Here is a 25,009-nt window from a genome sequence, read left to right on the forward strand (position 1 = left end):
GATCTGCTACCGGATGCTTACCGCCAGCGAGGATGACCCCCTATGATCCGGTTGACATGGCCTGGCCAGGGGTCTGTTTATGGGGGGTGGATGTCCGATGCCGGGGGCGGATGCGGAGTCCGGGGAGAGACGTACGAAGGGGTCGGAGGGGGCTCGGCCACGGTTCAACGTGCTGGGGTCCCTGGAGGGATGGTCCGGACCGGCGAGGCTGAGGCTGGGGGGAGCGATTCAGGAACGCGTCCTCTGCATGCTGCTGCTGGAATCCGGCCGGGTGGTGCCGGTGGGACGGCTCGTCGAGGCGACCTGGGAGAAGGATCCGCCGGTGACCGCGGCGCACCAGGTGCGCAAGGCCGTCGCGGACCTGCGCCGGCGCATACCGGCGGGAACCGAGGTCATCGCGACCGACGGGCCCGGCTACCGGGTGGTGGTGACGGATGACCAGGTCGACCTCCTGGAGTTCGACGCACTGACCAGGAAGGCGGCCCAGGACCTGCGCGAGGGCAGGCGCCAGGCGGCCGCCGAGGCGCTGCGCGGCGCCCTCGCGCTGTGGCGGGGCTCGGTCCTGTCCGGCATGGGCGGACGGGTGATCGAGGCGGCGGCCACCGCTCTGGAGGAGCGCAGGCTCGCCGCGGCGGAGCAGTTCTTCGAACTCAGCCTCGTCCTGGGGGAGTCCGGGGACCTCATCTCCGGCCTGCGCGCGCTCATCACGCAGCACCCGCTGCGGGAGACGCTGCGCGGCCAGCTCATGCTGGCCCTGTACCGGTCGGGCCGGCAGGCGGAGGCGCTCAAGGAGTACGGGGAGGTCCGCGGGCTGCTCGTCGACGAGCTCGGCATCGACCCGGGCCCGCGGCTGTCCAGGCTGTACGAGGCGATCCTGCGGGACAGCCCCGAACTGGCCGCGCCCGAACGGCCGGCCGCCGAGCCCGCCGCGGAGCACGCGGCACCCGTACCGCCGGGGGCGGAGGAGGCGACCGCGGTGCCGGCCGTGCCCGAAGGGGCCCCGGCCGTGCGGGACGATCCCACGCCGCCGCGCTCCGCGGCACGGGTTCCCGAACAGCCGCAGCCGCCACCGGCACCGCATTCCGCCGGGACCTCGCAGGAGGTCCCCTGCACCCTTCCGTACGACCTGCCGGACTTCACCGGCCGCGCCCGGGAGCTGGCGGAGCTCTTCGACTACGTCCGCGGTCCCGGACGCGGCGGCGACCGGCACGCCCGGATCGTCGCCATCGACGGCATGGGCGGCATGGGCAAGACCACCCTGGCGGTACGGGCGGCCCACCAGCTGGCCGACCGTTACCCCGACGGGCAGCTCCACATCGACCTGCACGGTTTCACCCCGGGCGGCCGGCCCGTCACGGCGGCCGCCGCGCTCGACAGCCTGCTGCGGGCCCTCGGCACACCGGGCGACCGCATCCCCGAGGACCTGGAGGGGCGCACCGCCCTGTGGCGGTCCCGGCTGGACGGGCGCCGGGTGCTGCTCCTGCTCGACAACGCGGTCGACGCCACGCAGATCCGGCCGCTGCTGCCGGCCGCGCCGGGCTGCCTCGCGCTGATCACGAGCCGCGGGCGGCTGCTGGACCTGGACGGCGTCGAGTGGGTGTCCATCGGGATGATGGAGCCCGAGGACAGCACCGTCCTGATGACCGAGACCCTCGGCGGGAGCAGGGTGGCGGCCGAGCCGGAGGCCTCCGCGGAGCTGGCGGAGCTCTGCGGCCATCTGCCGCTCGCCCTGCGCATCGCGACGGCGCGGCTGCGCAACAGGCCGCGCTGGACGGTGCGTTACCTCGTCGAGCGGCTGCGCGACGAGACGCGCCGGATGGACGAGCTGAGTTCCGGCGAGCGCAGTGTCGCGGCGACCCTGCGCCTGTCGTACCTGGCGATGGACGAGGAGTACCGGACGGCGTTCCGCATCCTCAGCCTGTACCCGTGCGCCGGGATCGACGTGCACTCGGCGGCCGCGCTCCTCGGCACCTCGGTCCGCGACGCCGAGGACGCGCTGGAGTTCCTGCTCGACGTCCATCTCGTGCAGCAGCCCGACATCGGCCTCTACACCTTCCACGACCTGGTGCGCAGCTTCGCGCAGAGCCTGCGGGGGCGGGCGACGGCCGAGGACGACGCGGCGGCCGTCGAGCGGCTGCTCGGCTACTACATGACCACCTCCGACGCGGCCTGCGAGGTGCTGTTCCCGGGCCGGGAGAAGCGCCCCACCGGCATCGCCCCGTACGAGGGGGAGCGGCCGGCCTTCCGGGACGCCGACCAGGCCGCGGCCTGGTTCGACCGGGAGCAGGCCGGGCTGCTGGCGACCGCCGCCCTCGCCGAGCGGTGCGGGCACGACCGGTACGCGGCCTGTCTCAGCCGCAACGTCGGCTTCCACCTGCACGCGCAGGGCCAGCTCGACGAGTTCTGGAGCATCGGACGGCTGGCGGTGGCCGCCGCCCGCCGTCTCGACGATCCGGCGCTGCTGGGCATCAGCCTGGCCAACCTGGGGGCCGCCTGCTGGAAGCTCGGCCGCTTCGAGGAGGGGCTGGAGGTGGCCAAGGAGGCGCGTGACACCGCGGTGCGCGCCGGGGACCGGCACACCGAGGCGCACAGCGAGTCGACCATCGGTCTGCTGATGTCGATGCTGGGCAGGTACGGGGAGGCGCTGCCGCTGCTGGAGCTGTCCGTGGCCATGGCCACGGAGCTGGGCAACCCGCGCGCGGAGGCGGAGAGCCTCAGCACCCTCAGCACCCTGTACGAGCGCTGGGGGCGCTATCCGGAGGCGGCGGCCGCGGCCCGCCGGGCCATCGAGATAGACCGCGAGCTCGGCTACCGCAGCAACGAGATCACGGCGCTCACCGATCTGGCCTTCGCCCAGGTGGGGCTGTACGAGTACGCGGACGCGGACGCCAGCCTCAAACGGGCCCGGGACCTGTGCGACGAGACCAGGTCCCCGGGCGACGTGGCCCTGGTGCTGGCGCTGTCCGCCCGGGTGGCCCAGGAGCGCGGGGACGCCGGGGCGGCCCGGTCCTTCGCCGAGCGGGCCCTGGTCCTCGGGCGGGCGAGCGGGGCCCCGATCCGGCTGGCCAAGGTGGAGAACGTGCTCGGGCAGCTCTACACGATCCGGGGGGAGCACGAAGCGGCCCTGGCCCTGCACACCCACGCGCACCGGATCGCGTCGCCCATGAGCTTCCGGGCCGAGGAGGCGTCCGCGCTGCTGGGCCTCGCCCGGGCGGCGGAGGCGCTGGGGGACCTCACCGCGGCGGCCGGGCACCGGGCGCAGGCCGAGACGTTGTTCGAGTTCATGGGGCTGCCGGCGCACCGCCGGACCTACTGACCCGTACACGGCCCGACCGCACACGACCGTGCCCGCACCGGATCTCCGGTGCGGGCACGGTCGTGTCGTGCGGGGTCGGTGTGCTACTTGCCGGTCGGACCCGGGGAGGGGGCGCCGGGGCCCTTGTCGTCCGCGAGCACCTGGTACCCGGAGGGCTGACCGGCGTCCGCCGTCTGGACCGTCACACCGGCTCCGATCACCAGGGCCGCCGCGATGATTCCGATCAGTCCGACCAGCTTGCTGCGCATGTTCTGAACCCCCTGGTGTGTGGTGCCCGGTGAGCGGTTCCCGCTGTGGTGCGGTGGCCGCTCTCGACGACTCAAAGAATCCTCGAGTCCCTTACCGGTCCGTTCCCCTCTCGATACCGCTCGTGACGGATGCGCGGGAACGGCCGTTCCCGTGCCGTTCCCGGTCCGGTTCGGTGGCCGCCGCGATCCGCGATCCCCGGGCTCCGACCAGCACGTCCGTCCTGGTCGTGCCCCGTTCGTACCCGGCCAGGTCGAGCAGGGCGCGCACGGTGGCGCGGATGCCCGCCTGTTCCCGGTCGGCCAGGGGCGCCGCGTTCTCCTCGGGGGTGATGGCGGCGACGAGGTGCATGCCGTCGACCGTCAGGGTGTCCACCCGGAACCTGGCGCCCGTCAGGAGCTCTTCGACGAGGTACGGGGCCGAGTGCCGTGCGGTGACGGCCTGTTCGGCCCACTGGTCGAGGCCGGAGCGGTCGTGGACCGGCACGGTCCACCAACACCCCGACTTGTCGGCCGACTTGATGACCACCGGCAGGGGGAAGTCCTCGGCCAGGGCGCACGCCTCGGCGACGGACCCGGCCTCCTCGGCGCGCACCGCGGAGGTCCGGCTCTGGTTGAGGATGCGCCGCACGGTCACCGCGTCCGGCAGCCGGCCGGCCGGGCGCCCGGGGTCCGCCGAGAGCTCCCGCAGCACGTCCTCGGCCGCCGCCGAGACACCGCTCGCGAGGCCCCGCTCCAGGTCGCCCGCGAGGTACAGGACGTGGCCGATCCCGTGCTCGGCGACCGTCCTCGTCAGCAGGGACCGCAGCGCCGCCGGGTCGTCGAAGTCCGCCCGCAGGAGCCGTTGCGGCGGCAGGCCGGAGGGGGGTTCCGCACCCGGGGGCCAGGCCCCGGTGTCCGACACCACCCAGACGTCCAGGCCCGCCACGACCGCGGCGTCCAGGAGCCCGGGTCCGGGCCTGACCAGCACTACCCGCTCCGCGGCCTGTCTGATGATCACAGAATTCTCCTCCATCGTGTCCCACGATGTTCCCGGCGTGCCTTCCCGGTCCCTTCCCGGCGTGTTCCCATGAAGGTGTACGGGCCCACGTCCCCCGGACGGACCGGCCACGGGGCCGCCCGGCGCCCGGTGGCAGAGAGTGGGGAAGGGCACCGAACCAGGGGGGACCAGCACGCCGGAGGCGTATGCACATGGGACTCTTCGACTTCCTGAAGTCCGACAGGCACGGCGCGGACGAGGCCGCCGCGAAGGCGCGGGAGCAGGGCGGGCGGCCCGACCCGGAGCCGTCGGCCGCCGCGGGCTCGGCGGCCGACGCGGCGGCGGCCACCAGGGCCGCCGCGGAGCGCGCGGCCGCCGCCCCGCCGAGGCCGGCCCCCGCGACCCCGACGCCCCACTCGGCGGCTCACAAGGCCGTACCGGCCGCTCCCCGGCCGGCCGCGCGGCCCAGGCCGGAGCCGCTCTCGACGGCGCGCGGGGCCGCGCACACCCCCACGCCGCACTCGGCCGCGCACAAGGCCGTGCCCGCGGCCCCCGTGGCCAGGCCGCCGGTGTCCGCGAAGAACCGCACGTACACCGTCCGCGCCGGTGACTCGCTGGCCGAGATCGCCCGCCGCGAGCTCGGCAACGAGGCCCGCTGGCGCGAGCTCTACGCGATGAACCGGGGGGTGGTCGGCGACAGCCCCGACCTCGTCCGCCCGGGCATGGTGCTGACCCTCCCCACCTGAGACCCGCCGGGGACACGTGAAGGGGCGGGGCCCCGGACCTCGGTCCGGGGCCCCGCCCCTTCACCCGCGCGCGACGGCGGCCGCTAGGCGATCGGGTCGTTGCCCGACTCGGCCTCGCGCTCCTTCGCCGCCAGCTCGTCGTCGAAGCTCGCCGGTGCGGCCTCGCGGTCCGGCAGCTCGGTGGCGGCCGGCGGCTCCACCAGCCAGTCCGGGTTCGACTGCTGGTCCCACCACTTCCAGGCCAGGAAGGCACCGACCGCCAGCACGCCCACCAGGGCGGCGCCGCGCAGCACCTTGCCGCGGCGCTCGCGCCGCTCGTGGCGGCGCACCAGCTTCTGCACCTCCTTGGCGGTCACCTGGCCGCGCAGGGCCGCCAGGGCCGCGACGGACCGGGACGCGGCCTCCTCGGCCACCGGGGTGGCGACGGCGAGGGCGCTCTCGATCCGCGGCTGGGTGTACTCGGCGGCCTGCCGGGCCGCGTGGCGGGTCTGCTTGACCGCGTTCGTGGCCGCCCGGTCCACGTTCGGGGGAACGTGGGCCCGCGCCGCCTTGAGCCGCGGGTGCAGGTGGCAGTCGTAGGTCGTCCTGGCCTGGCGCGCGGCACCGTGCGCCGCACTCGAGACCAGGGGCGTGAATCGTTCGTTGGCCTCGTGCGCGTAGTGCACCGCGGCGTCCCTGGCGGATTCCGCGTACGGCGCCACCACTTCCGCCGCGTGCCGCACACTCTCCCTGGCGCTCTCGGCTGCCAGGCGCGCACTGTCCTTGCCGGTCACGGGATCCTCCTCCTCGGTGGCGGACACAGTTCACCTTTCCACCCTTTGTCGGATCATGCATGCCGCCTCGCCACCGGGCATGCGTGACAGGGCATACGGGTGGACGAATTTCAGTGCGGCGGAGCGCTCCGTGCGACCATCTGGACCGACAGTGATGACTGATGGAAGGCAGACCCAGTGGCCGAGAAGCTCTACGCCACCCTGAAGACCACCCACGGCGACATCGAGATCGAGCTGCTGGAGAACTTCGCGCCGAAGACCGTACGGAACTTCGTCGAGCTCGCCACGGGCGCCCGCGAGTGGACCCGTCCCACGGACGGCCAGAAGACCACGGAGCCGCTGTACGACGGCACCGTCTTCCACCGCGTCATCAGCGGCTTCATGATCCAGGGCGGCGACCCGCTCGGCAACGGCACCGGCGGCCCCGGCTACCGGTTCGCGGACGAGTTCCACCCCGACCTGTCCTTCACCAAGCCCTACCTGCTCGCCATGGCCAACGCCGGGCCGGGCACCAACGGGTCGCAGTTCTTCATCACCGTCGCGCCCACGGCCTGGCTGACCCGCAAGCACACCATCTTCGGAGAGGTCACCGACCCGGCTTCCCAGAAGACCGTCGACGCGATCGCCGGCGGCGCCACCAACCCGCGCACCGAGCGCCCGCTGGAGGACGTGATCATCCAGTCGGTCGTCATCGAGCGCCGCTGACCGCCCCCCGCGGCCCGACCACCGCGGCCGGACCCCCACGGCCCGGCCGCGCCCGTTCCCGCCCGGGAACCTTTCCGCCCCGCCCGTCCGTACTGGATGTGTATCCGGACCGGCGGGGTGCCCCGCCCGCCCTGCCGCTGACCGAGGGGACCGATGGACCCGATGGACACCGACCGTCTGCCGGGCTGCTACCGCCACCCGGACCGCGACACGGGGATCAGCTGCACCCGCTGCGAGCGCCCCATCTGCCCCGAGTGCATGATCAGTGCCTCGGTCGGCTTCCAGTGCCCGGAATGCGTCCGGGCCGGTTCCGGCACCGGGCACCGGCCCGCCGCGAACGCCCCGCGCACCGTCGCCGGCGGGGTGGTGGCCGCCGATCCGCACCTCGTCACCAAGATCCTCATCGGCATCAACGCCGCGGTCTTCCTCGTCGGCCTGCTGGCCCCGGCGCTGGTGGTGCAGCTGGAGCTGCTCGGCCGCTACGTCGACTACCTCGGCGGCCCCGTCCAGGGCGTGTCCACGGGCGAGTACTACCGCCTGCTGACCTCGGTGTTCCTGCACGCCGAGTGGTGGCACATCGCCGGGAACATGCTCGGCCTGTGGGTGATCGGCGGCCCGCTGGAGGCGGCCCTGGGCCGCGCCCGCTACCTGGCCGTGTACCTGCTCTCCGGCCTGGGGGGCAGCGCCCTCGTCTACCTGCTGACCGAGCCGAACACCCCGACCCTGGGCGCCTCCGGTGCCGTCTTCGGCCTGCTGGGCGCGACGGTGGTGCTGGCACGCCGGCTGCGGTACGAGATGCGGCCCGTGATCGTCATGGTCGTGCTGATGCTGGTGCTGACCTTCGTGCCCTTCGGCGGCACGCTGAACGTCTCCTGGCAGGCCCACGTGGGCGGCCTGGTCACGGGCGCGCTGGTGGCCGTGGGCCTGCTCACCCCCACCGCCGCCAGGAATCGCGCGCTCGTCCAGTGGGGTACCTGTGCGGTGGTGTTCCTGCTGGCAGGAGCGTTGATCGTGCTCCGTACGGCGGAACTCACCTGATCACACCGGCGTCAACTCTCCACAGAGTTATCCACAGATCTTCTGTCTTTTCCTCAGGTGTGGATGACGCTGTGGATAACTCCTGGGGAGAGCTTCCGTCAGAGGCTTTCAGGTGCTACTTCCACTGCGTGGAAACGCCGAATCCCGCCGCGATGAACCCGAAACCGACCACAATGTTCCAATTGCCGAGGGCTTCGATCGGAAGCTGGGTTTCGGTCACGTAGAAGACGACAATCCACGCGAGGCCGATCAGGAAGAACGCCAGCATGACCGGGGCGACCCAGCTGCGGTTCGTCAGCCGGATGTTCTGCGGCTGCCGCGTCGGCGGCGGCGTGTAGTCGTCCTTCTTGCGGATACGTGACTTCGGCACGAGGGGCTCTCCTGTCGATGCGCTGGGGACCTTGCCTGCCCCGGGCGTCCGTTAGCGTAGTGGACCTGTGGCGTTGAAGGAGAAGGGTACGTTGAGCAATTCCGACGACTCCTCCAAGGGTCCCCGTCGCCGGGCCAGGCCGGTCCGGCTGCTGACGGCGGCCGTCTTCGCCCTGGCCGGGCTGCTCTTCGTCACCAGTTTCAACACCTCCAAGGGTACGAACATCAGGACGGACGCCTCCCTCCTGAAGCTGTCCGACCTCATCAAGGAGCGCAGCGACGACAACGCCGAGCTGGAGGCGAGCACCGGAGCGGCGCGCCGCCGGGTGGAGGCCCTCGCCGACCGCGACGACGGCAGCACCCGCGCCGAGGACGCCGCGCTCGCCGCGCTCCGCGCCGCCTCCGGCACCCAGGAGCTGTCCGGCAAGGGGCTGACGGTCACCCTCAACGACGCCCCGCCGAACGCCACCGCCCGCATCCCCAACGTGCCCGAGCCCCAGCCCAACGACCTGGTGATCCACCAGCAGGACCTGCAGGCCGTGGTGAACGCGCTCTGGCAGGGCGGCGCCCAGGGCATCCAGGTCATGGACCAGCGGCTCATCTCCACCAGCGCCGTGCGCTGCGTGGGCAACACCCTGATCCTCCAGGGCCGGGTCTACTCCCCGCCCTACAAGATCTCCGCCGTCGGCGACCCGGCCGCGCTGAAGAAGGCCCTCGCCGCCTCCCCCGCCCTGCAGAACTACCAGATGTACGTGAACGCGTACGGGCTCGGCTGGAAAGTGGACGAGCACAAGGCGCTGACACTTCCCGCCTACTCCGGCACAGTGGACCTCCACTATGCGAAGCCGGTGGGCGCCACCTCCACTCCGTGACCGGGCCCGGCCCGGGGCCGTGCTGCGGCTGCTGGTGCGGACGCTCAGCGAGGCGTGCCTGACCGTCGGCACGCTCATCGTGCTGTTCGTCGCCTACGTGCTGCTGTGGACCGGGGTCAAGGCCGACCGGGCCATGGACGGCGAGCGCGCCCGGCTGCGCGACGACTGGGCGGCCGCCACCCCGGCCGCCCCCGCTCCCGGCGCCCCCGCCGCCGGACCGTCCGCGACGGCCCCGCCGCCCGCCGCCGGGGCCGCCCCGCAGGAACCGCCGCCCCTGCCGGCCGGCCGGCCCTTCGCCGAGATGTACGTACCGCGCTTCGGCCCCGACTGGGTCAAGCCCGTCCTGGAGGGCACGGACGCCGAGCTGCTGAAGAAGGGCCTCGGCCACTACGCGGGCACCGCCCGCCCCGGCGCGGTCGGCAACTTCTCCGTGGCCGGCCACCGGCGCACGTACGGGGACCCCTTCAAGGACTTCCCGCGGCTGCGCGCCGGCGACGAGGTGATCGTCCAGGACGCGGCCGCCCGGTACACGTACACGGTCCGGGGCGGGCCGCTGCGCACGCTCCCGACCGACGTCGCCGTGGTCGACCCGGTCCCGCCGAAGTCGCCGTTCACCGTCCCCGGCCGGTATCTGACCCTCACCACCTGCGACCCGGAGTGGGGGCACAGCCACCGGCTGGTCGTCTGGGCGGAGCTGACCGGGACCCGCCCGGTGCCGCAGGGCGGACGGGGGCGTTCGTCCGGGTGACCCTCCCGGCGGGGCCGCTGCCTTTAGTCTGTTCGCGTACCGCCTCCGCGGTGCGTCGAACGAAAGTGGACGAAAAGGAATCAGGCGGCATGTACGGCTGGATCTGGCGGCATCTGCCGGGCAACGCGTGGGTACGCGCGCTGATCTCACTCGTACTGGTCCTCGCGGTGGTCTTCGTGCTCTTCCAGTACGTCTTCCCCTGGGCCGAGCCCCTCCTTCCGTTCAACGATGTGACGGTGGACGAGGGATCGGGAGCCACTCCGTGAGCGCACGCATTCTTGTGGTGGACAACTACGACAGTTTCGTCTTCAACCTGGTCCAGTACCTCTACCAGCTCGGCGCCGAGTGCGAGGTGCTGCGCAACGACGAGGTCGCCCTGGCCCACGCCCAGGACGGCTTCGACGGCGTCCTGCTCTCCCCCGGGCCGGGCACGCCGGAGGAGGCGGGCGTCTGCGTCGACATGGTCCGCCACTGCGCCTCCACGGGCGTCCCCGTCTTCGGCGTCTGCCTCGGCATGCAGTCGATGGCGGTCGCCTACGGCGGGGTCGTGGACCGGGCCCCCGAGCTGTTGCACGGCAAGACCTCGCCCGTGGTCCACGAGGGCCGGGGCGTCTTCGAGGGACTGCCCTCGCCCTTCACCGCGACCCGCTACCACTCCCTCGCGGCCGAGCCCGGCACGCTGCCCGACGTCCTGGAGGTCACGGCGCGCACCGAGGACGGGATCATCATGGGCCTGCGCCACCGGGAGCACGACGTCGAGGGCGTGCAGTTCCACCCCGAGTCGGTGCTGACCGAGTGGGGACACCGGATGCTGGCGAACTGGCTGGTCCGCTGCGGCGACGCGGGCGCGGTGGAGCGTTCGGCGGGGCTGGCCCCGGTGGTGGGCAAGGCCCTCGCGTGACCGCGGTCGCGCCGTCCGCGCCCACGGAGGGCCGGGCCGCGCGACGCAGGGCCGCCCAGGAGGCCGCGAAACGCGCGGCCAGGCGGTCCGGGAGGCGGGGCGGACGGCGCCGCAAACGGCCCGCGTCCGGAGGCCCGGTGGTCGTCCTGAGCCGGCTCGGCGGGGAACTGTTCATCACGATCGGCCTCGTGATGCTGCTCTTCGTCGCCTACCAGCTCTGGTACACCAACCTCCTGGCGGAGCGGGCGGCGAACGGTGCCGCGGGCTCGCTGCTGCAGACCTGGGAACGCCAGTCCGGCCAGGGCGGTCCGGGCGCGGCCGCCGCGCCCCCCGTGACGGCCTTCGAACCGGGCCAGGGCTTCGCCCTCCTGCACATCCCGAAGCTGGACGTGAAGGTCCCGGTGGCCGAGGGCATCAGCAAGCCGAAGGTGCTGGACAAGGGCATGGTCGGCCACTACGCCGAGGGCGCCCTGAAGAGCGCGATGCCGTCCGACCCGCAGGGCAACTTCGCGGTGGCCGGACACCGCAACACCCACGGCGAGCCGTTCCGCTACATCAACCGGCTGGTCCCCGGCGACCCCGTCGTGGTCGAGACCCGGGACGCGTACTACACGTACGAGACGACCTCCTCGCTGGCGCAGACGCCCCCGACGAACGTCGCGGTCATCAAGCCGGTGCCGGAGGGCTCGGGATTCACCGCACCGGGCCGCTACATCACCCTGACCACCTGCACGCCCGAGTTCACCAGCACCTACCGGTTGATCGTATGGGGCAGGATGACCGAGGAACGCCCCCGCAGCCAGGGCCCACCGCCCGCGCTGACCAGCTAAGGACGAATCAGCAGTGTCACGTGCCCACCGCCGCGCCGCGGCCCCGCCCGCCGGCAGCCGCAGCCTGCTCGCCGGGTTCCTGAGCCTGCTGGGCGAGCTCCTGATCACCCTGGGCCTGGTCCTCGGCCTCTTCGTCGCCTACTCGCTGTGGTGGACGAACGTGCTCGCCGACCGGGACGCGGCCGCCCGCGGCGACGCGGTCCGCCGGGAGTGGCTGGCGCCGGCGCCGGGGCAGGCCGCGGGGCCCGGCGCCCTCGACACCCGGGGCGGCGTCGGCTTCCTGCACGTGCCGGCGATGAAGAACGGCGAGGTGCTCGTCAAGGCGGGTACGGATCCGGACGTCCTCGACGACGGCGTGGCCGGCTACTACACGGAGCCGGTGAAGTCGGCCCTGCCGTGGGACGAGAAGGGGAACTTCACGCTGGCCGCGCACCGCGACGGCCACGGCGCCAAGTTCCACAACATCGACAAGGTGCGCAGCGGCGACGCGATCGTCTTCGAGACCCGCGACACCTGGTACGTCTACAAGGTCTTCGCGGAGCTGCGCCAGACGTCGAAGTACAACACCGACGTGATCAACCCGGTGCCGAAGGAGTCGGGGAAGACAGCTCCGGGCCGGTACATCACGCTGACCACCTGCACGCCCGTCTACACCTCCAAGTACCGCTACATCGTGTGGGGCGAGCTGGTCCGCACGGAGAAGGTGGACGCGAAGCGCACGCCCCCCGCCGAGCTGCGCTGAGCCCCTGCCGCGTCCGGCCCGCCCAGGGCCCGCGTGGAGCTCTTGCGGGGCAGCCGGTGCGACGGAGTCCGGTGGGGCCGTCCACGGCCCGCAGCGGGGCGTACAGAGACGCCGAGAGCACGAGGGCGGGCCCCTCTCTCCGTGGAGAGAGGGGCCCGCCCTCGTGTACGTGCCGGGTCCGCCGACCTAGCGGCGTCCGCCGGTCAGGCCGCCGAAGAAGCCCCCGTTCCCGTTCCCGTTCCCGCCGTCCTGTTGACCGCCCTGCTGGGTGATCAGGTCGACGGGCTGCCCGGAGGCGAGGGGCGTGCCCGGGGGCGGGTTGGTACCGACCACGATCGCGTTGTCGTCCGACGGCCCGGCGACGATGCCGATCCGCAGGTTGGCCCGCTGCAGGTCTTCCTTGTACTGCTTCACGGTGCGGCCCGCGAAGTTCGGCACCGCGGACTGCGTCGAGGCCTTCGCGATGCTGATGCTGACGGTCTTGTTGACCTCCAGCTGCTGGCCGGCCGCGATCTGCTGGGAGACGACCGTGCCCGGTACGGCACCGGGGGACTCGGTCTCGGTCACGCTGCCGAGCTTGAGGTTGACGGCCTTGAGGGCCTTCTCGGCGTCGTCCCTGGTCTTGCCCTTGAGGTCGGGGACCTCCGCCTTGGCGATCTCCTTGGCGACGGTCAGCACGACCGTGGAGTTCCGCTCGGCCTCACCGCCCTTGGGGGTCTGGTCGAGCACCGTGCCGGGCGTCCGGGAGGACTCCTGCTGCTTGCGGTCGACCTGGAAGCCCTTCTCCTTCAGCGCCTTCTCGGCTTCCTCGAAGCTGAGGTTGACGACGTTCGGCACGGCTTCCTTCGGCGCGCCCGAGGAGACCGTCACGGTGACCGTGGAGCCCTCGTCGGCCTTGACGCCCTCGGCCGGGTTCTGCTTGCAGACGTTGCCCTTGGGCTGGTCGGCGCAGGGCTCGTCGGCGCCCTTGACGACCTTGAGCCCGACGTTGTCGCCGCTCTTCGTCGCCTGTTCGAGGGTCTGGCCCACGAGCTTCGGCACGGAGGGGCGGTTGTCGGCCTGGTCGCCGAGGAGGGCCCGGCCGATCAGGATCGCGCCCACGAGGACGAGGACGCCGGCCGCGACGAGCAGCACCGTGGAGGCCTTGCTCTTCTTCTGCTGGCGCCGCGGGCCCTGGTCGTAGCCGCCGTGGCCCTGGTCGCCGTAGCCGTAGCCGCCGTCGCCCGGGGGCATCGGCGGCATCATCGACGTCTGGGCGCCGGGGTCCGCCGTGCGCAGGGCGGTGGTCGGCTGGTCGTAGCCCTGGGGGCCGTAGCCGTGACCCTGGTCGGGGTAGCCGTAGCCGGCCGCGCCCATGGTCGCCGCGGCCGCCACCGGTTGGCCGTCGAGGCAGGCCTCGATGTCGGCGCGCATCTCGTCGGCCGACTGGTAGCGGTAGTCGGGGTCCTTGACCAGGGCCTTGAGGACGATGGCGTCCATCTCGGGCGTGATCTCGGGGTCGAAGTTCGACGGCGGCTGCGGCTCTTCCCGTACGTGCTGGTAGGCGACGGCCACCGGGGAGTCGCCGACGAACGGGGGCCGGACGCAGAGGAGCTCGTAGAGCAGGCAGCCCGCGGAGTACAGGTCGGAGCGCGCGTCGACCTGCTCGCCCTTGGCCTGCTCCGGGGAGAGGTACTGGGCGGTGCCGATGACGGCGGCCGTCTGCGTCATGGTCATGCCGGAGTCGCCCATGGCGCGGGCGATGCCGAAGTCCATGACCTTGACCTGGCCGGTGCGGGTCAGCATCACGTTGGCGGGCTTGATGTCGCGGTGCACGATGCCGGCGCGGTGCGAGTACTCCAGCGCCTGGAGGATGCCGATGCACATCTCCAGGGTCCGCTCGGGCAGCAGCTTGCGGCCCGAGTGCAGCAGCTCGCGCAGCGTGGAACCGTCGACGTACTCCATCACGATGTACGGGATGGAGATGTTGTCGACGTAGTCCTCGCCGGTGTCGTAGACGGCGACGATCGCCGGGTGGTTCAGGGACGCGGCCGACTGGGCCTCGCGCCGGAACCGGGCCTGGAAGGACGGATCACGGGCGAGGTCGGCACGCAGGGTCTTGACGGCGACGGTACGGCCGAGCCGGGTGTCGTGGGCGAGGTACACCTCGGCCATGCCACCGCGGCCGAGCACGTGGCTCAGCTCGTACCGGCCGCCGAGGCGACGCGGCTCTTCCATAACGTTCCAGCCCTCTCCGTCGGTCCCGACCGCACCTGTGTGTGGTCCGGCGGTGTGCTGTTCGCGCAAAGGCTACCGGCCGATCGTCCGTGATCGGTTCGCGGCCACAGGCTGATACTGGACCGGTACCGTACGCGCGGATCCGGCCGGTGCGGAGTGATGTGGATCACTCTCCCGGCCGGTGGTCCTCGGTCACCCCTGGCCCTTGAGCACCGCTTCCATGACCGCCTTGGCGACGGGGGCGGCCAGACCGCCACCGCTGATGTCGTCGCGCGCGGTCCCCTCGCTGTCCTCGATCACGACGGCGACGGCGACGGGCGAGCTGCCGTCCGGGTTCTCGGCGTAGGAGATGAACCAGGCGTACGGGCGCTTCTTGTTGCCCTCGCCGTGCTGGGCGGTACCGGTCTTGCCGCCGACCTTGGTGCCCTTGATCTTGGCCTTCTCGCCGGTGCCGCTCTCGACGACGTTGACCATCATCTCCTGCACCTTCTGCGCGTTGGCGGCAGAGAGCGGCCGGCTCATCTCGGCCGGCTCGTGCTTCTCGATGATGTCCAGGTTCGGGGCGGTCAGGTGGTCGACCATGTACGGCTTCATCAGCTTGCCGTCGTTGGCGATGCCCGCGGTGACCATCGCCATCTGCAGCGGGGTGGCCGCGGTGTTGAACTGGCCGATGGAGCTCTGCGCGTTGCCGTCCCGGCCCATCTTCTTGTCGTAGATGCTGGCGAAGGCGCGGACCGGAACGTCGATCTTGTCGTTGTTGAAGCCGAACTTCTCCGACGTCTCGACCATCTTGTCGCGGGTGACCTTGTCGCCGAGGTTCGCGAAGACGGAGTTGCAGGAGATCCGCAGCGCCTCGTTCAGGCTGGCCTTCTCACAGCCCGTGTGCGAGTTCGGCAGCTGCGTCTTGGTGCCGGGGAGGATGTACGGCTCCGGCGTGTCCGTCGGGTCGTTGATCTCCTTGACCACGCCGTGCTCCAGCGCGGCCGCGGCGGTGACCACCTTGAAGGTGGAGCCCGGCGGGTAGGTCTCGCGCAGGGCGCGGTTGACGAGCTTCTTGTCCTCGCTGTCCTTCAGCTCGACCCAGGCCTTCTCGTCGTCCTTGGAGTTGCCCGCGAAGCGGGACGGGTCGTACGAGGGGGTGGAGACCAGGGCGAGGATGGCACCGGTGCGCGGGTCGATCGCGGCGACCGCGCCCTTCTTGGTGCCGAGCTTCTCGAAGGCGGCCCGCTGCGCGTCCGGGTTGAGCGTGGTGACGACGTTGCCGCCCTGCTTCTTCTCCCCGGTGAACATGCCGATGGTGCGGTCGAAGAACAGCCGGTCGTCGTTGCCGGTGAGGATCCCGTCCTCCAGCGACTCGAGCTGGGTCGCGCCGAACGCCTGCGAGGCGTATCCGGTGACCGGCGCCCACAGCTCGCCGTCCTTGTAGGTGCGCTTGAACTTGTAGTCGCTGCCGTTGGTGACCGCCGAGCCGGTGATCGGCTCGCCCTTGACGATGATGTTGCCGCGCTCGGTGGCGTACTGGGCGATCTGGACCCGTCGGTTCTCCTTGCGCGTGCTGAGCTCCTCGGCCTGGACGTACTGGATCCAGTTGGTGCGGACCAGCAGGGCGAGGACGAGCAGCCCGCAGAACAGCGAGATGCGGCGCAGGGGCTTGTTCATGACGGGCGGACCACCTGGGTCATCTCGGAGTCGGGGGACGGGGCGGGGGCCGGCGCGGGGCGGCGTGCGGTGTCGCTGATCCGGATGAGGACGGCGATGAGGATCCAGTTCGCGAGGACGGAGGAACCACCGGACGCGAGGAAGGGCATCGTCATGCCGGTGAGGGGGATGAGGCCCATGACGCCGCCGGCGACGACGAAGATCTGGAGCGCGAAGGCGCCGGAGAGGCCGATGGCGAACAGCTTGCCGAAGGGGTCGCGGGCGGCGAGCGCCGTGCGGACGCCCCGCTCGATGATGAGCCCGTAGACCAGCAGGAAGGCCATCACACCGGCGAGGCCGAGCTCTTCGCCGACGGTGGAGAAGATGAAGTCGGAGTTCGCGGCGAAGCCGATCAGGTCGGAGTTGCCCTGGCCCCAGCCGGCGCCGAGGACGCCGCCGGAACCGAAGCTCATGATCGACTGGCCGACCTGCTCGCAGGCCCCGGAGGTGGCGTAGCAGCCGAAGGGGTCGAGCCAGGCGTTGACGCGGGCCTGCACGTGGCTGGCGAAGCTGGCCACGACCACGGCGCCGCCGACCGACATCAGCAGGCCGATGACGATCCAGCTGGTGCGCTCGGTGGCCACGTACAGCATGATCACGAACATGCCGAAGAACAGCAGCGAGGTGCCGAGGTCGTTCTCGAAGACCAGGACGAGCAGGCTCATCGCCCAGATCATCAGGATCGGGCCGAGGTCGCGGCCGCGCGGCAGGTAGAGCCCCATGAAGCGGCGGCTGGCCAGCGCCAGCGCGTCCCGCTTCACCATCAGGTAGCCCGCGAAGAAGATCGCGATGACGATCTTTGCGAACTCACCGGGCTGGATGGAGAAACCGCCGACGCTGATCCAGATCTTGGCGCCGAAGACGTCCGCGCCGAGGCCCGGGACGACCGGCAGGATCAGCAGGACCAGGGCGCCCGCCATGGAGATGTACGTGAACCGCTGCAGGACGCGGTGGTCCTTGAGGATGAGCAGCACCGCGGCGAACAGGGCGATGGCCAGCGCCGTGTACATCATCTGCCGGGGCGCGGAGGGGGAGAACGCGCCGAACGACCGCTTGGCCAGGTTCTGCAGGCGCTCGGACTGGTCCAGGCGCCAGATCAGCACGAGGCCCAGCCCGTTGAGGAGGGTGGCCAGCGGCAGCAGCAGCGGGTCCGAGTACTTGGCGTACCGGCGCACGACGAAGTGCGCGACCCCGGCCAGGGCGCCCAGGCCGAGGCCGTAGAGCACCATGCCGGGCGGCAGGGAGCCGTTGATCGCGAGACCCACGTTGGCGTAGGCGAACATCGGGATGACCACGGCGAAGGCGAGCAGCATCAGCTCGGTGTTCCGCCGGCTCGGCAGCTCGATGGCGCCGATGGTGGTCGTGTTGGTGACAACGCTCATGGTGTGGCAGGCCCCCTGCGCCCGCGGGCTACTTTCCGCACAGGCCGACCAGCTGCTGCTCCTCGGCAGTCAGGCTGGGGCCGGGTGTCTGGCTGTTCTGGGCCTCGGCGCTCCGGCGCTCCTCGTCCTTCTTGCACGCGGAGACCTGGACGCCGAGGTCGTCCAGCTTCTTGCGGGCCCCGTCGAGGGTGCCCTCGCTGATGGTGGCCTCGACGAGCTTCCGCTTGAAGGGCGGCAGGTACTTCAGTTCGATGTCGGGGCGGTCGGTCTCCACCTTGGAGAGTTCCAGCGGTCCGAGCTTCGGGCTGATGCCGCGGAAGAGCGCCACGTGCTCGCCCTTCACGCCGACGTAGAACTGGGTCTGGGTCCAGCGCCAGCCGGCGTAGAGCCCGCCGCCGATGACGCCGGCGACGATGAGCAGGGTCAGGGTGCGGGTGGCCCACTTGCGCCCTTTGCCGCGGCGCCTGCGGGGGTGGTCGTAGGTGTCCTCGTAGCCGCCGTCGTAGCCGTCGGCCTCGCCGAAGGAGCCGTAACCGCCGCCGCCCTGGCCCTGGTCGCCGTACCCGTAGGCACCCGCGTCGCCGCTCCCGGGCGGCCCGAAGGAGCCGGCGGGGGGCGGGGCCTGGCGGCCGAGTCCGGAGGCGCGGCCGGCCGCGGACTGCATGGCGTTGCCGCCGTCGAAGAGCTGGTGCTGGTTCTCGGCGACCGCGCCGACGACCACCGGGGTGTCGCTGACCTGGGCGGCGAGGGTGTCGCCGCTGTCGGTGTCGAGCACGTCGGCGACGATGCAGGTGATGTTGTCGGGACCGCCGCCGCGCAGGGCGAGCTGGATCAGCGACTGCACGGTCTCGCGGGGGCCGTGGTAGTCGGCGAGGGTCTCCTCCAGGGTCTGGTGGGAGACGACGCCGGAGAGCCCGTCGGAGCAGATCAGGTAGCGGTCGCCGGCGCGGACCTCGCGGATGGAGAGGTCGGGCTCGACGATGTCGCCGCTGCCCAGCGCGCGCATCAGCAGGGAGCGCTGCGGGTGGGTGGTGGCCTCTTCCTCCGTGATGCGTCCCTCGTCCACGAGGCGCTGCACCCAGGTGTGGTCCTGGGTGATCTGCGTGAGGACGCCGTCGCGGAGCAGGTAGGCGCGGGAGTCGCCGACGTGGACGAGACCGAGGCGCTGGCCGGTCCACAGCAGGGCGGTGAGGGTGGTGCCCATGCCCTCGAGCTGGGGGTCCTCCTCGACCATGACGCGCAGCTGGTCGTTGGCCCGCTGCACGGCGCTGGCCAGGGCGGTGAGGATGTCGGAGCCCGGGACGTCGTCGTCGAGCTGCACCAGGGTGGAGATCACCTCGGAGCTCGCGACCTCGCCGGCGGCCTGGCCTCCCATGCCGTCGGCGATCGCCAGGAGACGCGGACCGGCGTAGCCGGAGTCCTCGTTCCCCTCGCGGATCATGCCCTTGTGGGAGCCGGCTGCGAACCGCAGGGACAGACTCATGCGCACCTGCCCTGTCGACGAAGCTTCCTCCGGGTACAACCGGTCTCGAGCCACACTGCCCACCCTCCGGTCGGGAGCGCGCTCGGGTCCGTGTCCTCGGTGGGACGGATCGCCGCCGCGCGCTCGCTCCGCTCGCTCATTCTCGTACTACTTCCGCAGCTCGATGACGGTCTTGCCGATGCGGATCGGCGCGCCCGGCGGAATGGGCGTCGGCGTGGTCAGCCGGGTCCGGTCGAGGTACGTGCCGTTGGTGGATCCGAGATCCTCGACGATCCACTGGCCGTCACGGTCGGGGTAGATCCTGGCATGGCGGCTGGACGCGTAGTCGTCGTCCAGCACGATCGTGGAGTCGTGGGCCCGGCCCAGCGTGATCGTCTGGCCGGCGAGGGCCACAGTGGTCCCCGTGAGGATGCCCTCGGAGACCACGAGCTTGGTGGGCGCCCCGCGGCGCTGGCGCTGCTGCGGGGGCGAGGCCTGCCGGCCGCCCTGCTGCGGCGTGCCGCCGGTGTTCCCCCCACGGCGGGAGGAGCCGCGCTGGGTCACCCTCGTGCCGAAGAGATCGCTGCGGATGACCTGGACGGCCACGATGACGAACAGCCACAGAACGGCCAGGAAACCCAACCGCATGACCGTCAGGGTCAGCTCTGACATTGCCCCCGCTTCACCCTTCGGCTTGCCGGTAAATGATGGTGGTGCTGCCCACGACGATCCGCGAGCCGTCGCGGAGCGTAGCGCGGGTGGTGTGCTGCCCGTCCACCACGATGCCGTTGGTGGACCCGAGATCCTGGATCGTCGAGGGCGTTCCGGTCCGGATCTCACAGTGCCGGCGCGAGACGCCGGGGTCGTCGATCCGCACGTCGGCTTCGGTGCTGCGGCCGAGTACGAGCGTGGGGCGCGAGATCTGGTGGCGGGTGCCGTTGATCTCGATCCAGTGGCGCCGGGCTCCGCCCGGGCCGGCCGCGGGGGCCGCTCCGCCGGGACCCGGTGCGGGCCGGCGCGCGCCGGGTCCGCCCGGGGGCGGGGCGCTGGGCATGGGAGGGGCGCCGGCCGGCGGGTAGCCGTAGCCGCCCTGCGGGGTCGGCTGTGCCTGGGAGGTGCTGGAGGCGAGGGTGCGGCTGCGGACGCGGTAGAGACCGGTGTCCAGGTCCTCGGCCTTCTCCAGGTGGACCTTGATGGGCCCCATGAAGCTGTAGCGCTGCTGCTTGGCGTAGTCGCGGACGAGGCCCGCGAGCTCGTCGCCGAGCTGGCCCGAGTAGGGGCTCAGGCGGTCGTAGTCGCCGGCGCTGAGCTCCACGATGAAGTCGTTGGGGACGACGGTCCGCTCGCGGTTCCAGATGGTGGCGTTGTTGTCGCACTCCCGCTGGAGGGCGCCGGCGATCTCCACCGGCTGGACCTCGGACTTGAACACCTTGGCGAAGGTGCCGTTCACCAGACCTTCGAGTCGCTGCTCGAACCGCTTCAGAACTCCCATGGGGCACCTCCTCCGTCGCTGTCGCCCTGTACTGCTTACTGATCGTATCCACGCGTGGCGGATTCGGGTGGTTCCCCATCGCTCCTGTGAGGACGAGTGTTGGTCCTCACAGGGGATCGTAGGGGCGCTTCGGGAACAGTGTCCCGCACCCGGAGCGGAGTGCGGGAGGGGCCGTCCGCCCGGGGGCGTATGCCCCCCGGGAAAGCGATGTGAACCCACCCCGTTCTACGTGCTAATGTTTCGACGTCGCCAGGGGAACGGCCCGAAAGGGAAGACCACTGGGACGCTGCTCGGGCGAGTGGCGGAACGGCAGACGCGCTGGCTTCAGGTGCCAGTGTCCTTCGGGACGTGGGGGTTCAAATCCCCCCTCGCCCACATCGACGAAACGGTCGGCATCGTAATCACGGTGCCGGCCGTTTCGCTGTGCCCCGCACCCGGTGTGGGATTCCCCTCCGTGACCTCCCTCCGGGGCGGCCCGCCGCGGACGGTGTGGCGTCGGTCACTTCCCTCCCGTTCCGCCCCCGCCGCCGCCCCCGTCCGTGCCTCCGGTCACTTCTCGTCCCCGCGGCAGCGACTTTGGTCGAGCGGGCCGAGACGAAAGGGGGAGGGCGGCCGCGGGAGCGAGTGTCTAGGGTCGGTCGCGTGGATGCGAAGGCGAAGACGCGGGCGGGCTGGAACTGGCTGACGGGGCCCGAGCCGTGGACCCGGCGGAGGCTGGCCGGCGACCTGGCCGTCGCCGCGGTGCTGGCCATCCTCGGCCTGGGCGTCGTGGAGCTGGACCGCGGGTCGGGCCGGGCGATGCTCGGCGGAGCCGTGGTCGTGCTGGTGCTCACCCTGCTGCGCAGGCGGCTGCCCGCCACCACCCTGGTGGTCGGCACGGCCCTGGGCTCGGTCCTGCCCGGGGTGATCTTCATCCTGCCCCTGCTCGGCTGGTCGGCCGGGCGGCGGATCGTCGGGGTGGGACGGGCCCTGGGCGCCTTCACGCTGGCCTTCGTCGCGTCGCTCGGCTTCAGCGTCCTGGACCAGTGGACGCAGATGCGGCCGCTGCTGGTGATCGTGTTCTCCACGCTGATGTTCCTGGCGATGACGGTGATGCCGGGCCTCGCCAGCCGCTACTGGTACCAGCGCCGCACCCTGCTGGCCGCCCTTCACGAGCGCAACGGACAGCTGCTGCGGGAGCGGGCCATGGTCGCCGGCCAGGCGCGGCTGCGCGAGCGGCAGCGCATCGCCCAGGACATGCACGACAGCCTCGGCCACCAGCTGGCGCTGATCTCCGTGCACACCGGGGCCCTGGAGGTGGACCCGGAACTCACCGACCGTCAGCGCGAGGCGGTGGGCGTGCTGCGGCAGGCCTCGGTCTCCGCGATGCACGAACTGCGCGAGGTCGTGGGCATCCTGCGCGACGGCGTGGAGGCCCCGGCGCCGGTGGAGGAGGCCCAGCCCGCGGCGCGCGGGGTGGCCGGCATCCCGGCGGTCGTGCAGGCGGCCCGGGGCGCGGGGACCGACGTACGGCTGACCACGTCGGGGCGGCCGAGGCCGCTGGTGGCGGCCTGCGACCACGCCGCCTACCGGATCGTGCAGGAGGCCCTGACGAACGCGTACAAGCACGCTCCGGGGGCGCCCATCACGGTGGAGCTGCGCTACGAGGACGACTCGCTGGTGGTGGAGATCGCCAACGGGCCGTCGAACGGGCCGGATCCGGACGAGGTCGTCTCGGGCGGGCAGGGCCTGACGGGGCTGCGCGAGCGGGCGCGGCTGGTCGGCGGGATGGTGCACGCGGGCCCCGCCGACGGCGGAGGCTTCCGGGTGGCGGGGGTCCTGCCGTACGGGACGGAGCCGGCCGGAGTGGCGGACGTGGCCGACGACTTCGGGCAGCAGGCGCAGGCGCAGAAGCTCACGCAGCCCCGGCCGCTGCGCGGCCGGGGGGCCGAGCAGCCCATGGACTGGGCGGCGGTGGACCGGGAGCTGGCGGTGCGGGTGCGCAGCCGCAGCACGGGTGTCGCGGTGGGCTGCGGGATCGCGGTCGCCGCCGTGGTGCTGCTGCTGATCGCCTTCATTGCGGCGGCGCTCCTGCTGATGGACTCGGCGAGCGAATCGATCATCGACCGGGACGACTACGACGCCGTGCACGTGGGTGAGACGGAGAAGTCCGTGCGGGACCGGCTGCCCGCCGGGGGAAGCTTCATGACGGCGGGCGCGGAGCGGAAGGGACCGCCCCGGCCGGAGGACTCCGAGTGCCTGGTGCTCCTGTCGGACGACCAGACCGGCGCATGGGACACGGACATGGTTTTCCGGTTCTGCTTCAAGGACGGCAAGCTCGTGGACAAGCAGGCGTACGAGGTCAAGCAGTAGGAGCACGGTGTGACAGCCGAAGTGATCAGAGTGGTGATCGCAGACGACGAACCGCTGATCCGGGCCGGGATCAGGATGATCCTGACCTCCGCGCCGGACATCGAGGTCGTCGCCGAGGCGGGGAACGGGCGGGAGGCCGTGGACCTGGCGCGCTCGCACGCCCCCGACGTGATGCTGCTGGACATCCAGATGCCGCTGATGGACGGGCTGAGCGCGCTGGCGGAACTGCGGCGGGCCGCACCGGAGGTGCGGGCGCTGATCCTGACCACCTTCGGGGAGAAGGAGAACGTCCTGCGCGCGCTGGGCGAGGGCGGTGCGGGCTTCCTGCTGAAGGACTCGGCTCCGGGCGAGCTGATCGGCGCGGTCCGGGCGGCCGCGGCCGGGGACGCCTACCTCTCGCCGGGCGCGACCCGGCACGTGGTGGACCAGCTGACCTCCGGCCGGGCCGCCACGCGCGGTGAGGAGGCCCGCCGCCGCGTGGACGGGCTGAGCGAGCGGGAGCGGGGCGTCCTCGCGCTGCTGGGGGAGGGGCTGTCCAACGCGGACGCGGGCCGCCGGCTGCACATGAGCGAGGCCACGGTGAAGACGTACGTGAGCCGGATCCTGGCCAAGCTGGACTGCGAGAACAGGGTGCAGGCGGCACTGCTGGCCAGGGACGCCGGGCTGTAGGTACGGTCAGCCCGTTCTGGAAGCGATCAGCGAACGGGTGGGGGCGGCGTCGATGGCGGCGGTAGCGAAGCAGCGGATTCCTGATGTGGCGGGGTTCGCCCCGCGCGTGCCGGCCGGCTCTCCCAAGGAGCAGGGGAAGGCCTTGCGGGCCCGCCTGCCGCGGGCGGCGCACGCGGGCTTCGAGGCGCCGGCCGACCGGCCGGACGCCCTGCGGGCGGTGGAGGAGTCCAACGCGGGGCGGGTGCCCGAACTGAGCCCGATACGGGTGGGCCGGATGGCGGCCAACCCCTTCGCGTTCCTGCGCGGGGCGGCCGGGCTGATGGCGCACGACCTCTCCGGCGGCCCGGTGACCGGCGTCGGCGCGCAGATCTGCGGTGACGCCCACGCGGCGAACTTCGGTCTGTACGGGGACGCGCGCGGCCGGCTGGTGATCGACCTGAACGACTTCGACGAGACCGTGTTCGGCCCCTGGGAATGGGACGTGAAGCGGCTCGCGACCTCGCTGGTGCTGGCCGGCCGGGTGGCCGGCGCGGACGAGGACACCTGCCGGGCCGCCGCCCTGGACTCGGTGGGCGCCTACCGGCGCACGATGCGGCTGCTGGCCAAGCTGCCGGCGCTCGACGCCTGGAACGCCATCGCGGACGAGGAGCTCGTCTCCCACACCGACGCCCGCGACCTGCTGGGCACGCTGGAGCGGGTGTCGGAGAAGGCCCGCAACAACACCTCCGCACGCTTCGCGGCGCGCTCGACGGAGATAGGACCCGACGGCGGGCGCCGGTTCGTCGACGCGCTGCCCGTGCTGCGCCGGGTCGGGGACGAGGAGGCGGCCGCCGTGGCGGCCTCACTCGGCACCTACCTGCACACCCTCCAGGGCGACCGGCTGCCGCTGCTCGCGCGCTACGCGATCCAGGACGTGGCCTTCCGCGTCGTGGGCACCGGGAGCGTCGGCACCCGGTCCTACGTGGTGCTGCTGCTCGACCACCGGGGCGAGCCGCTGGTCCTCCAGGTGAAGGAGGCGCGTCCCTCGGTGCTGCTGCCCCACCTGCCGGCCCTGGGCTTCGTCGCGCCGCCGGTGGAGCACGAGGGCCTGCGCGTGGTGGCCGGGCAGAAGCGGATGCAGGTGGTCTCGGACATCATGCTGGGCTGGACCACGGTGCAGGGGCGGCCCTTCCAGGTCCGGCAGTTCCGCAACCGCAAGGGCAGCGTCGACCCGGCGGCCCTGGCCGTCGACCAGATCGACGACTACGGCCGGATGACCGGAGCCCTGCTGGCCCGTGCGCACGCGCACAGCGCCGACCCGCGGCTGCTCGCCGGCTACTGCGGCAAGAACGAGGAGCTGGACGAGGCGATGGCGGCGTTCGCCGTGGCGTACGCGGACCGGACGGAGGCCGACCACGCCGACCTGGTCGCGGCGATCCGGGCCGGCCGGATCGCCGCCGAGCTCGGCATATAGCCCCGGAGCCCCGCCGGGGA

The 25,009-nt window shown here is 72.1% G+C and carries 22 protein-coding genes, 1 tRNA gene and 1 pseudogene; 14 read left to right on the top strand and 10 right to left on the bottom strand.

The window, feature by feature from the left end; translation table 11 throughout:
• The first annotated feature begins 247 nt into the window (after positions 1–247).
• The gene (locus tag ACPU2J_RS17300; RefSeq protein ID WP_423833560.1) at positions 248–3,316 is read left to right on the top strand and encodes an AfsR/SARP family transcriptional regulator; all 3,069 of its coding nucleotides are present in this window, start codon (positions 248–250) and stop codon (positions 3,314–3,316) included.
• An 83-nt stretch (positions 3,317–3,399) separates the two neighbouring features.
• Here the strand turns inward: ACPU2J_RS17300 and ACPU2J_RS17305 are convergent, their stop codons facing one another.
• Both ACPU2J_RS17305 and ACPU2J_RS17310 read right to left on the bottom strand, forming a co-directional pair.
• A complete protein-coding gene (locus ACPU2J_RS17305; RefSeq protein WP_360865587.1) occupies positions 3,400–3,564 on the bottom strand; it encodes a hypothetical protein in 165 nt (54 codons plus the stop codon).
• 91 nt (positions 3,565–3,655) lie between these two features.
• Positions 3,656–4,561, bottom strand: coding sequence for a hypothetical protein (locus ACPU2J_RS17310; protein ID WP_420080219.1), 906 nt, complete (start codon positions 4,559–4,561; stop codon positions 3,656–3,658).
• 191 nt (positions 4,562–4,752) lie between these two features.
• On the opposite strand from ACPU2J_RS17310, the gene ACPU2J_RS17315 reads away from it, so the two are divergent.
• Entirely contained in the window at positions 4,753–5,286 is a 534-nt protein-coding gene (locus ACPU2J_RS17315) for a LysM peptidoglycan-binding domain-containing protein (RefSeq protein ID WP_420080218.1), read from the top strand.
• Positions 5,287–5,369: 83 nt separating this feature from the next.
• Here the strand turns inward: ACPU2J_RS17315 and ACPU2J_RS17320 are convergent, their stop codons facing one another.
• A complete protein-coding gene (locus ACPU2J_RS17320; protein ID WP_423833561.1) occupies positions 5,370–6,059 on the bottom strand; it encodes a DUF5324 family protein in 690 nt (229 codons plus the stop codon).
• Between the two features lie 177 nt (positions 6,060–6,236).
• On the opposite strand from ACPU2J_RS17320, the gene ACPU2J_RS17325 reads away from it, so the two are divergent.
• Together ACPU2J_RS17325 and ACPU2J_RS17330 are read left to right on the top strand one after the other, a co-directional pair.
• Positions 6,237–6,764 (top strand): peptidylprolyl isomerase, encoded by a 528-nt coding sequence (locus ACPU2J_RS17325; RefSeq protein WP_361589744.1) that lies wholly within the window; start codon positions 6,237–6,239, stop codon positions 6,762–6,764.
• Between the two features lie 162 nt (positions 6,765–6,926).
• A complete protein-coding gene (locus ACPU2J_RS17330) occupies positions 6,927–7,802 on the top strand; it encodes a rhomboid family intramembrane serine protease (RefSeq protein WP_423833562.1) in 876 nt (291 codons plus the stop codon).
• Between the two features lie 115 nt (positions 7,803–7,917).
• Here ACPU2J_RS17330 and crgA read toward each other — a convergent pair whose 3' ends face one another.
• A complete protein-coding gene (gene crgA / locus ACPU2J_RS17335) occupies positions 7,918–8,172 on the bottom strand; it encodes a cell division protein CrgA (RefSeq protein WP_030031168.1) in 255 nt (84 codons plus the stop codon).
• A 91-nt stretch (positions 8,173–8,263) separates the two neighbouring features.
• On the opposite strand from crgA, the gene ACPU2J_RS17340 reads away from it, so the two are divergent.
• The 6 genes and pseudogenes from ACPU2J_RS17340 to ACPU2J_RS17365 all read left to right on the top strand — a co-directional run bounded on the left by ACPU2J_RS17340 (position 8,264) and on the right by ACPU2J_RS17365 (position 12,264).
• Positions 8,264–9,043 (top strand): DUF881 domain-containing protein, encoded by a 780-nt coding sequence (locus ACPU2J_RS17340; RefSeq protein WP_361589737.1) that lies wholly within the window; start codon positions 8,264–8,266, stop codon positions 9,041–9,043.
• On the top strand, positions 9,009–9,791 hold the full coding sequence (locus ACPU2J_RS17345) for a class E sortase (protein ID WP_420080216.1): 783 nt from the start codon (positions 9,009–9,011) through the stop codon (positions 9,789–9,791). The genes ACPU2J_RS17340 and ACPU2J_RS17345 overlap by 35 nt, the downstream gene beginning before the upstream one ends.
• Before the next feature lie 89 nt (positions 9,792–9,880).
• The gene (locus ACPU2J_RS17350; RefSeq protein ID WP_030011120.1) at positions 9,881–10,057 is read left to right on the top strand and encodes a hypothetical protein; all 177 of its coding nucleotides are present in this window, start codon (positions 9,881–9,883) and stop codon (positions 10,055–10,057) included.
• Positions 10,054–10,692, top strand: a complete 639-nt coding sequence (locus ACPU2J_RS17355; RefSeq protein WP_361589731.1) for an aminodeoxychorismate/anthranilate synthase component II — start codon at positions 10,054–10,056, stop codon at positions 10,690–10,692. Before ACPU2J_RS17350 ends, ACPU2J_RS17355 begins: the two co-directional genes overlap by 4 nt.
• Before the next feature lie 134 nt (positions 10,693–10,826).
• Positions 10,827–11,522, top strand: a pseudogene (locus ACPU2J_RS17360) (class E sortase); the annotation flags it as partial.
• Positions 11,523–11,535: 13 nt separating this feature from the next.
• Complete coding sequence (locus tag ACPU2J_RS17365) at positions 11,536–12,264, top strand: class E sortase (RefSeq protein ID WP_420080215.1); 729 nt, start codon at positions 11,536–11,538, stop codon at positions 12,262–12,264.
• Between the two features lie 186 nt (positions 12,265–12,450).
• On the opposite strand, the gene pknB is transcribed toward ACPU2J_RS17365, so the two are convergent.
• The 6 genes from pknB to ACPU2J_RS17395 all read right to left on the bottom strand — a co-directional run bounded on the left by pknB (position 12,451) and on the right by ACPU2J_RS17395 (position 20,515).
• Positions 12,451–14,481 (bottom strand): Stk1 family PASTA domain-containing Ser/Thr kinase, encoded by a 2,031-nt coding sequence (pknB, locus tag ACPU2J_RS17370; RefSeq protein ID WP_420080214.1) that lies wholly within the window; start codon positions 14,479–14,481, stop codon positions 12,451–12,453.
• Positions 14,482–14,673: 192 nt separating this feature from the next.
• A complete protein-coding gene (locus ACPU2J_RS17375; RefSeq protein WP_420080213.1) occupies positions 14,674–16,140 on the bottom strand; it encodes a peptidoglycan D,D-transpeptidase FtsI family protein in 1,467 nt (488 codons plus the stop codon).
• Positions 16,137–17,561: an FtsW/RodA/SpoVE family cell cycle protein gene (locus tag ACPU2J_RS17380; RefSeq protein WP_361589721.1), complete on the bottom strand. Its 1,425-nt coding sequence runs from the start codon at positions 17,559–17,561 to the stop codon at positions 16,137–16,139. Before ACPU2J_RS17380 ends, ACPU2J_RS17375 begins: the two co-directional genes overlap by 4 nt.
• A 28-nt stretch (positions 17,562–17,589) precedes the next feature.
• A complete protein-coding gene (locus ACPU2J_RS17385; RefSeq protein ID WP_420080212.1) occupies positions 17,590–19,044 on the bottom strand; it encodes a PP2C family protein-serine/threonine phosphatase in 1,455 nt (484 codons plus the stop codon).
• Between the two features lie 147 nt (positions 19,045–19,191).
• Positions 19,192–19,695, bottom strand: coding sequence for an FHA domain-containing protein FhaB/FipA (locus ACPU2J_RS17390; RefSeq protein WP_361589716.1), 504 nt, complete (start codon positions 19,693–19,695; stop codon positions 19,192–19,194).
• Positions 19,696–19,705: 10 nt separating this feature from the next.
• Positions 19,706–20,515, bottom strand: a complete 810-nt coding sequence (locus ACPU2J_RS17395; RefSeq protein WP_361589713.1) for a DUF3662 and FHA domain-containing protein — start codon at positions 20,513–20,515, stop codon at positions 19,706–19,708.
• A 292-nt stretch (positions 20,516–20,807) separates the two neighbouring features.
• Here ACPU2J_RS17395 and ACPU2J_RS17400 point away from each other — a divergent pair.
• From ACPU2J_RS17400 to ACPU2J_RS17415, 4 genes are all read left to right on the top strand, one after another.
• Positions 20,808–20,890: transfer RNA gene (locus tag ACPU2J_RS17400), tRNA-Leu, on the top strand.
• 267 nt (positions 20,891–21,157) lie between these two features.
• Positions 21,158–22,867, top strand: coding sequence for a sensor histidine kinase (locus tag ACPU2J_RS17405; RefSeq protein ID WP_420080211.1), 1,710 nt, complete (start codon positions 21,158–21,160; stop codon positions 22,865–22,867).
• A 21-nt stretch (positions 22,868–22,888) separates the two neighbouring features.
• On the top strand, positions 22,889–23,536 hold the full coding sequence (locus ACPU2J_RS17410; RefSeq protein ID WP_361590283.1) for a response regulator transcription factor: 648 nt from the start codon (positions 22,889–22,891) through the stop codon (positions 23,534–23,536).
• A gap of 52 nt (positions 23,537–23,588) precedes the next feature.
• Positions 23,589–24,989: a DUF2252 domain-containing protein gene (locus ACPU2J_RS17415; protein WP_420080210.1), complete on the top strand. Its 1,401-nt coding sequence runs from the start codon at positions 23,589–23,591 to the stop codon at positions 24,987–24,989.
• Positions 24,990–25,009 lie beyond the last annotated feature (20 nt).

The organism is Streptomyces manipurensis (genome assembly GCF_049570255.1).
Taxonomy (GTDB): domain Bacteria; phylum Actinomycetota; class Actinomycetes; order Streptomycetales; family Streptomycetaceae; genus Streptomyces; species Streptomyces manipurensis.

What these genes read in the sequence shown, in the direction of transcription:
- ACPU2J_RS17300 (WP_423833560.1), top strand. Translation starts at nt 248, where the DNA reads ATGCTGCTGCTGGAATCCGGCCGGGTGGTGCCGGTGGGACGGCTCGTC.
- ACPU2J_RS17305 (WP_360865587.1), bottom strand. Translation starts at nt 3,564, where the DNA reads ATGCGCAGCAAGCTGGTCGGACTGATCGGAATCATCGCGGCGGCCCTG.
- ACPU2J_RS17315 (WP_420080218.1), top strand. Translation starts at nt 4,753, where the DNA reads ATGGGACTCTTCGACTTCCTGAAGTCCGACAGGCACGGCGCGGACGAG.
- ACPU2J_RS17330 (WP_423833562.1), top strand. Translation starts at nt 6,927, where the DNA reads ATGGACACCGACCGTCTGCCGGGCTGCTACCGCCACCCGGACCGCGAC.
- ACPU2J_RS17345 (WP_420080216.1), top strand. Translation starts at nt 9,009, where the DNA reads ATGCGAAGCCGGTGGGCGCCACCTCCACTCCGTGACCGGGCCCGGCCC.
- ACPU2J_RS17350 (WP_030011120.1), top strand. Translation starts at nt 9,881, where the DNA reads ATGTACGGCTGGATCTGGCGGCATCTGCCGGGCAACGCGTGGGTACGC.
- pknB (WP_420080214.1), bottom strand. Translation starts at nt 14,481, where the DNA reads ATGGAAGAGCCGCGTCGCCTCGGCGGCCGGTACGAGCTGAGCCACGTG.
- ACPU2J_RS17375 (WP_420080213.1), bottom strand. Translation starts at nt 16,140, where the DNA reads ATGAACAAGCCCCTGCGCCGCATCTCGCTGTTCTGCGGGCTGCTCGTC.
- ACPU2J_RS17380 (WP_361589721.1), bottom strand. Translation starts at nt 17,561, where the DNA reads ATGAGCGTTGTCACCAACACGACCACCATCGGCGCCATCGAGCTGCCG.
- ACPU2J_RS17385 (WP_420080212.1), bottom strand. Translation starts at nt 19,044, where the DNA reads ATGAGTCTGTCCCTGCGGTTCGCAGCCGGCTCCCACAAGGGCATGATC.
- ACPU2J_RS17390 (WP_361589716.1), bottom strand. Translation starts at nt 19,695, where the DNA reads ATGTCAGAGCTGACCCTGACGGTCATGCGGTTGGGTTTCCTGGCCGTT.
- ACPU2J_RS17395 (WP_361589713.1), bottom strand. Translation starts at nt 20,515, where the DNA reads ATGGGAGTTCTGAAGCGGTTCGAGCAGCGACTCGAAGGTCTGGTGAAC.
- ACPU2J_RS17415 (WP_420080210.1), top strand. Translation starts at nt 23,589, where the DNA reads ATGGCGGCGGTAGCGAAGCAGCGGATTCCTGATGTGGCGGGGTTCGCC.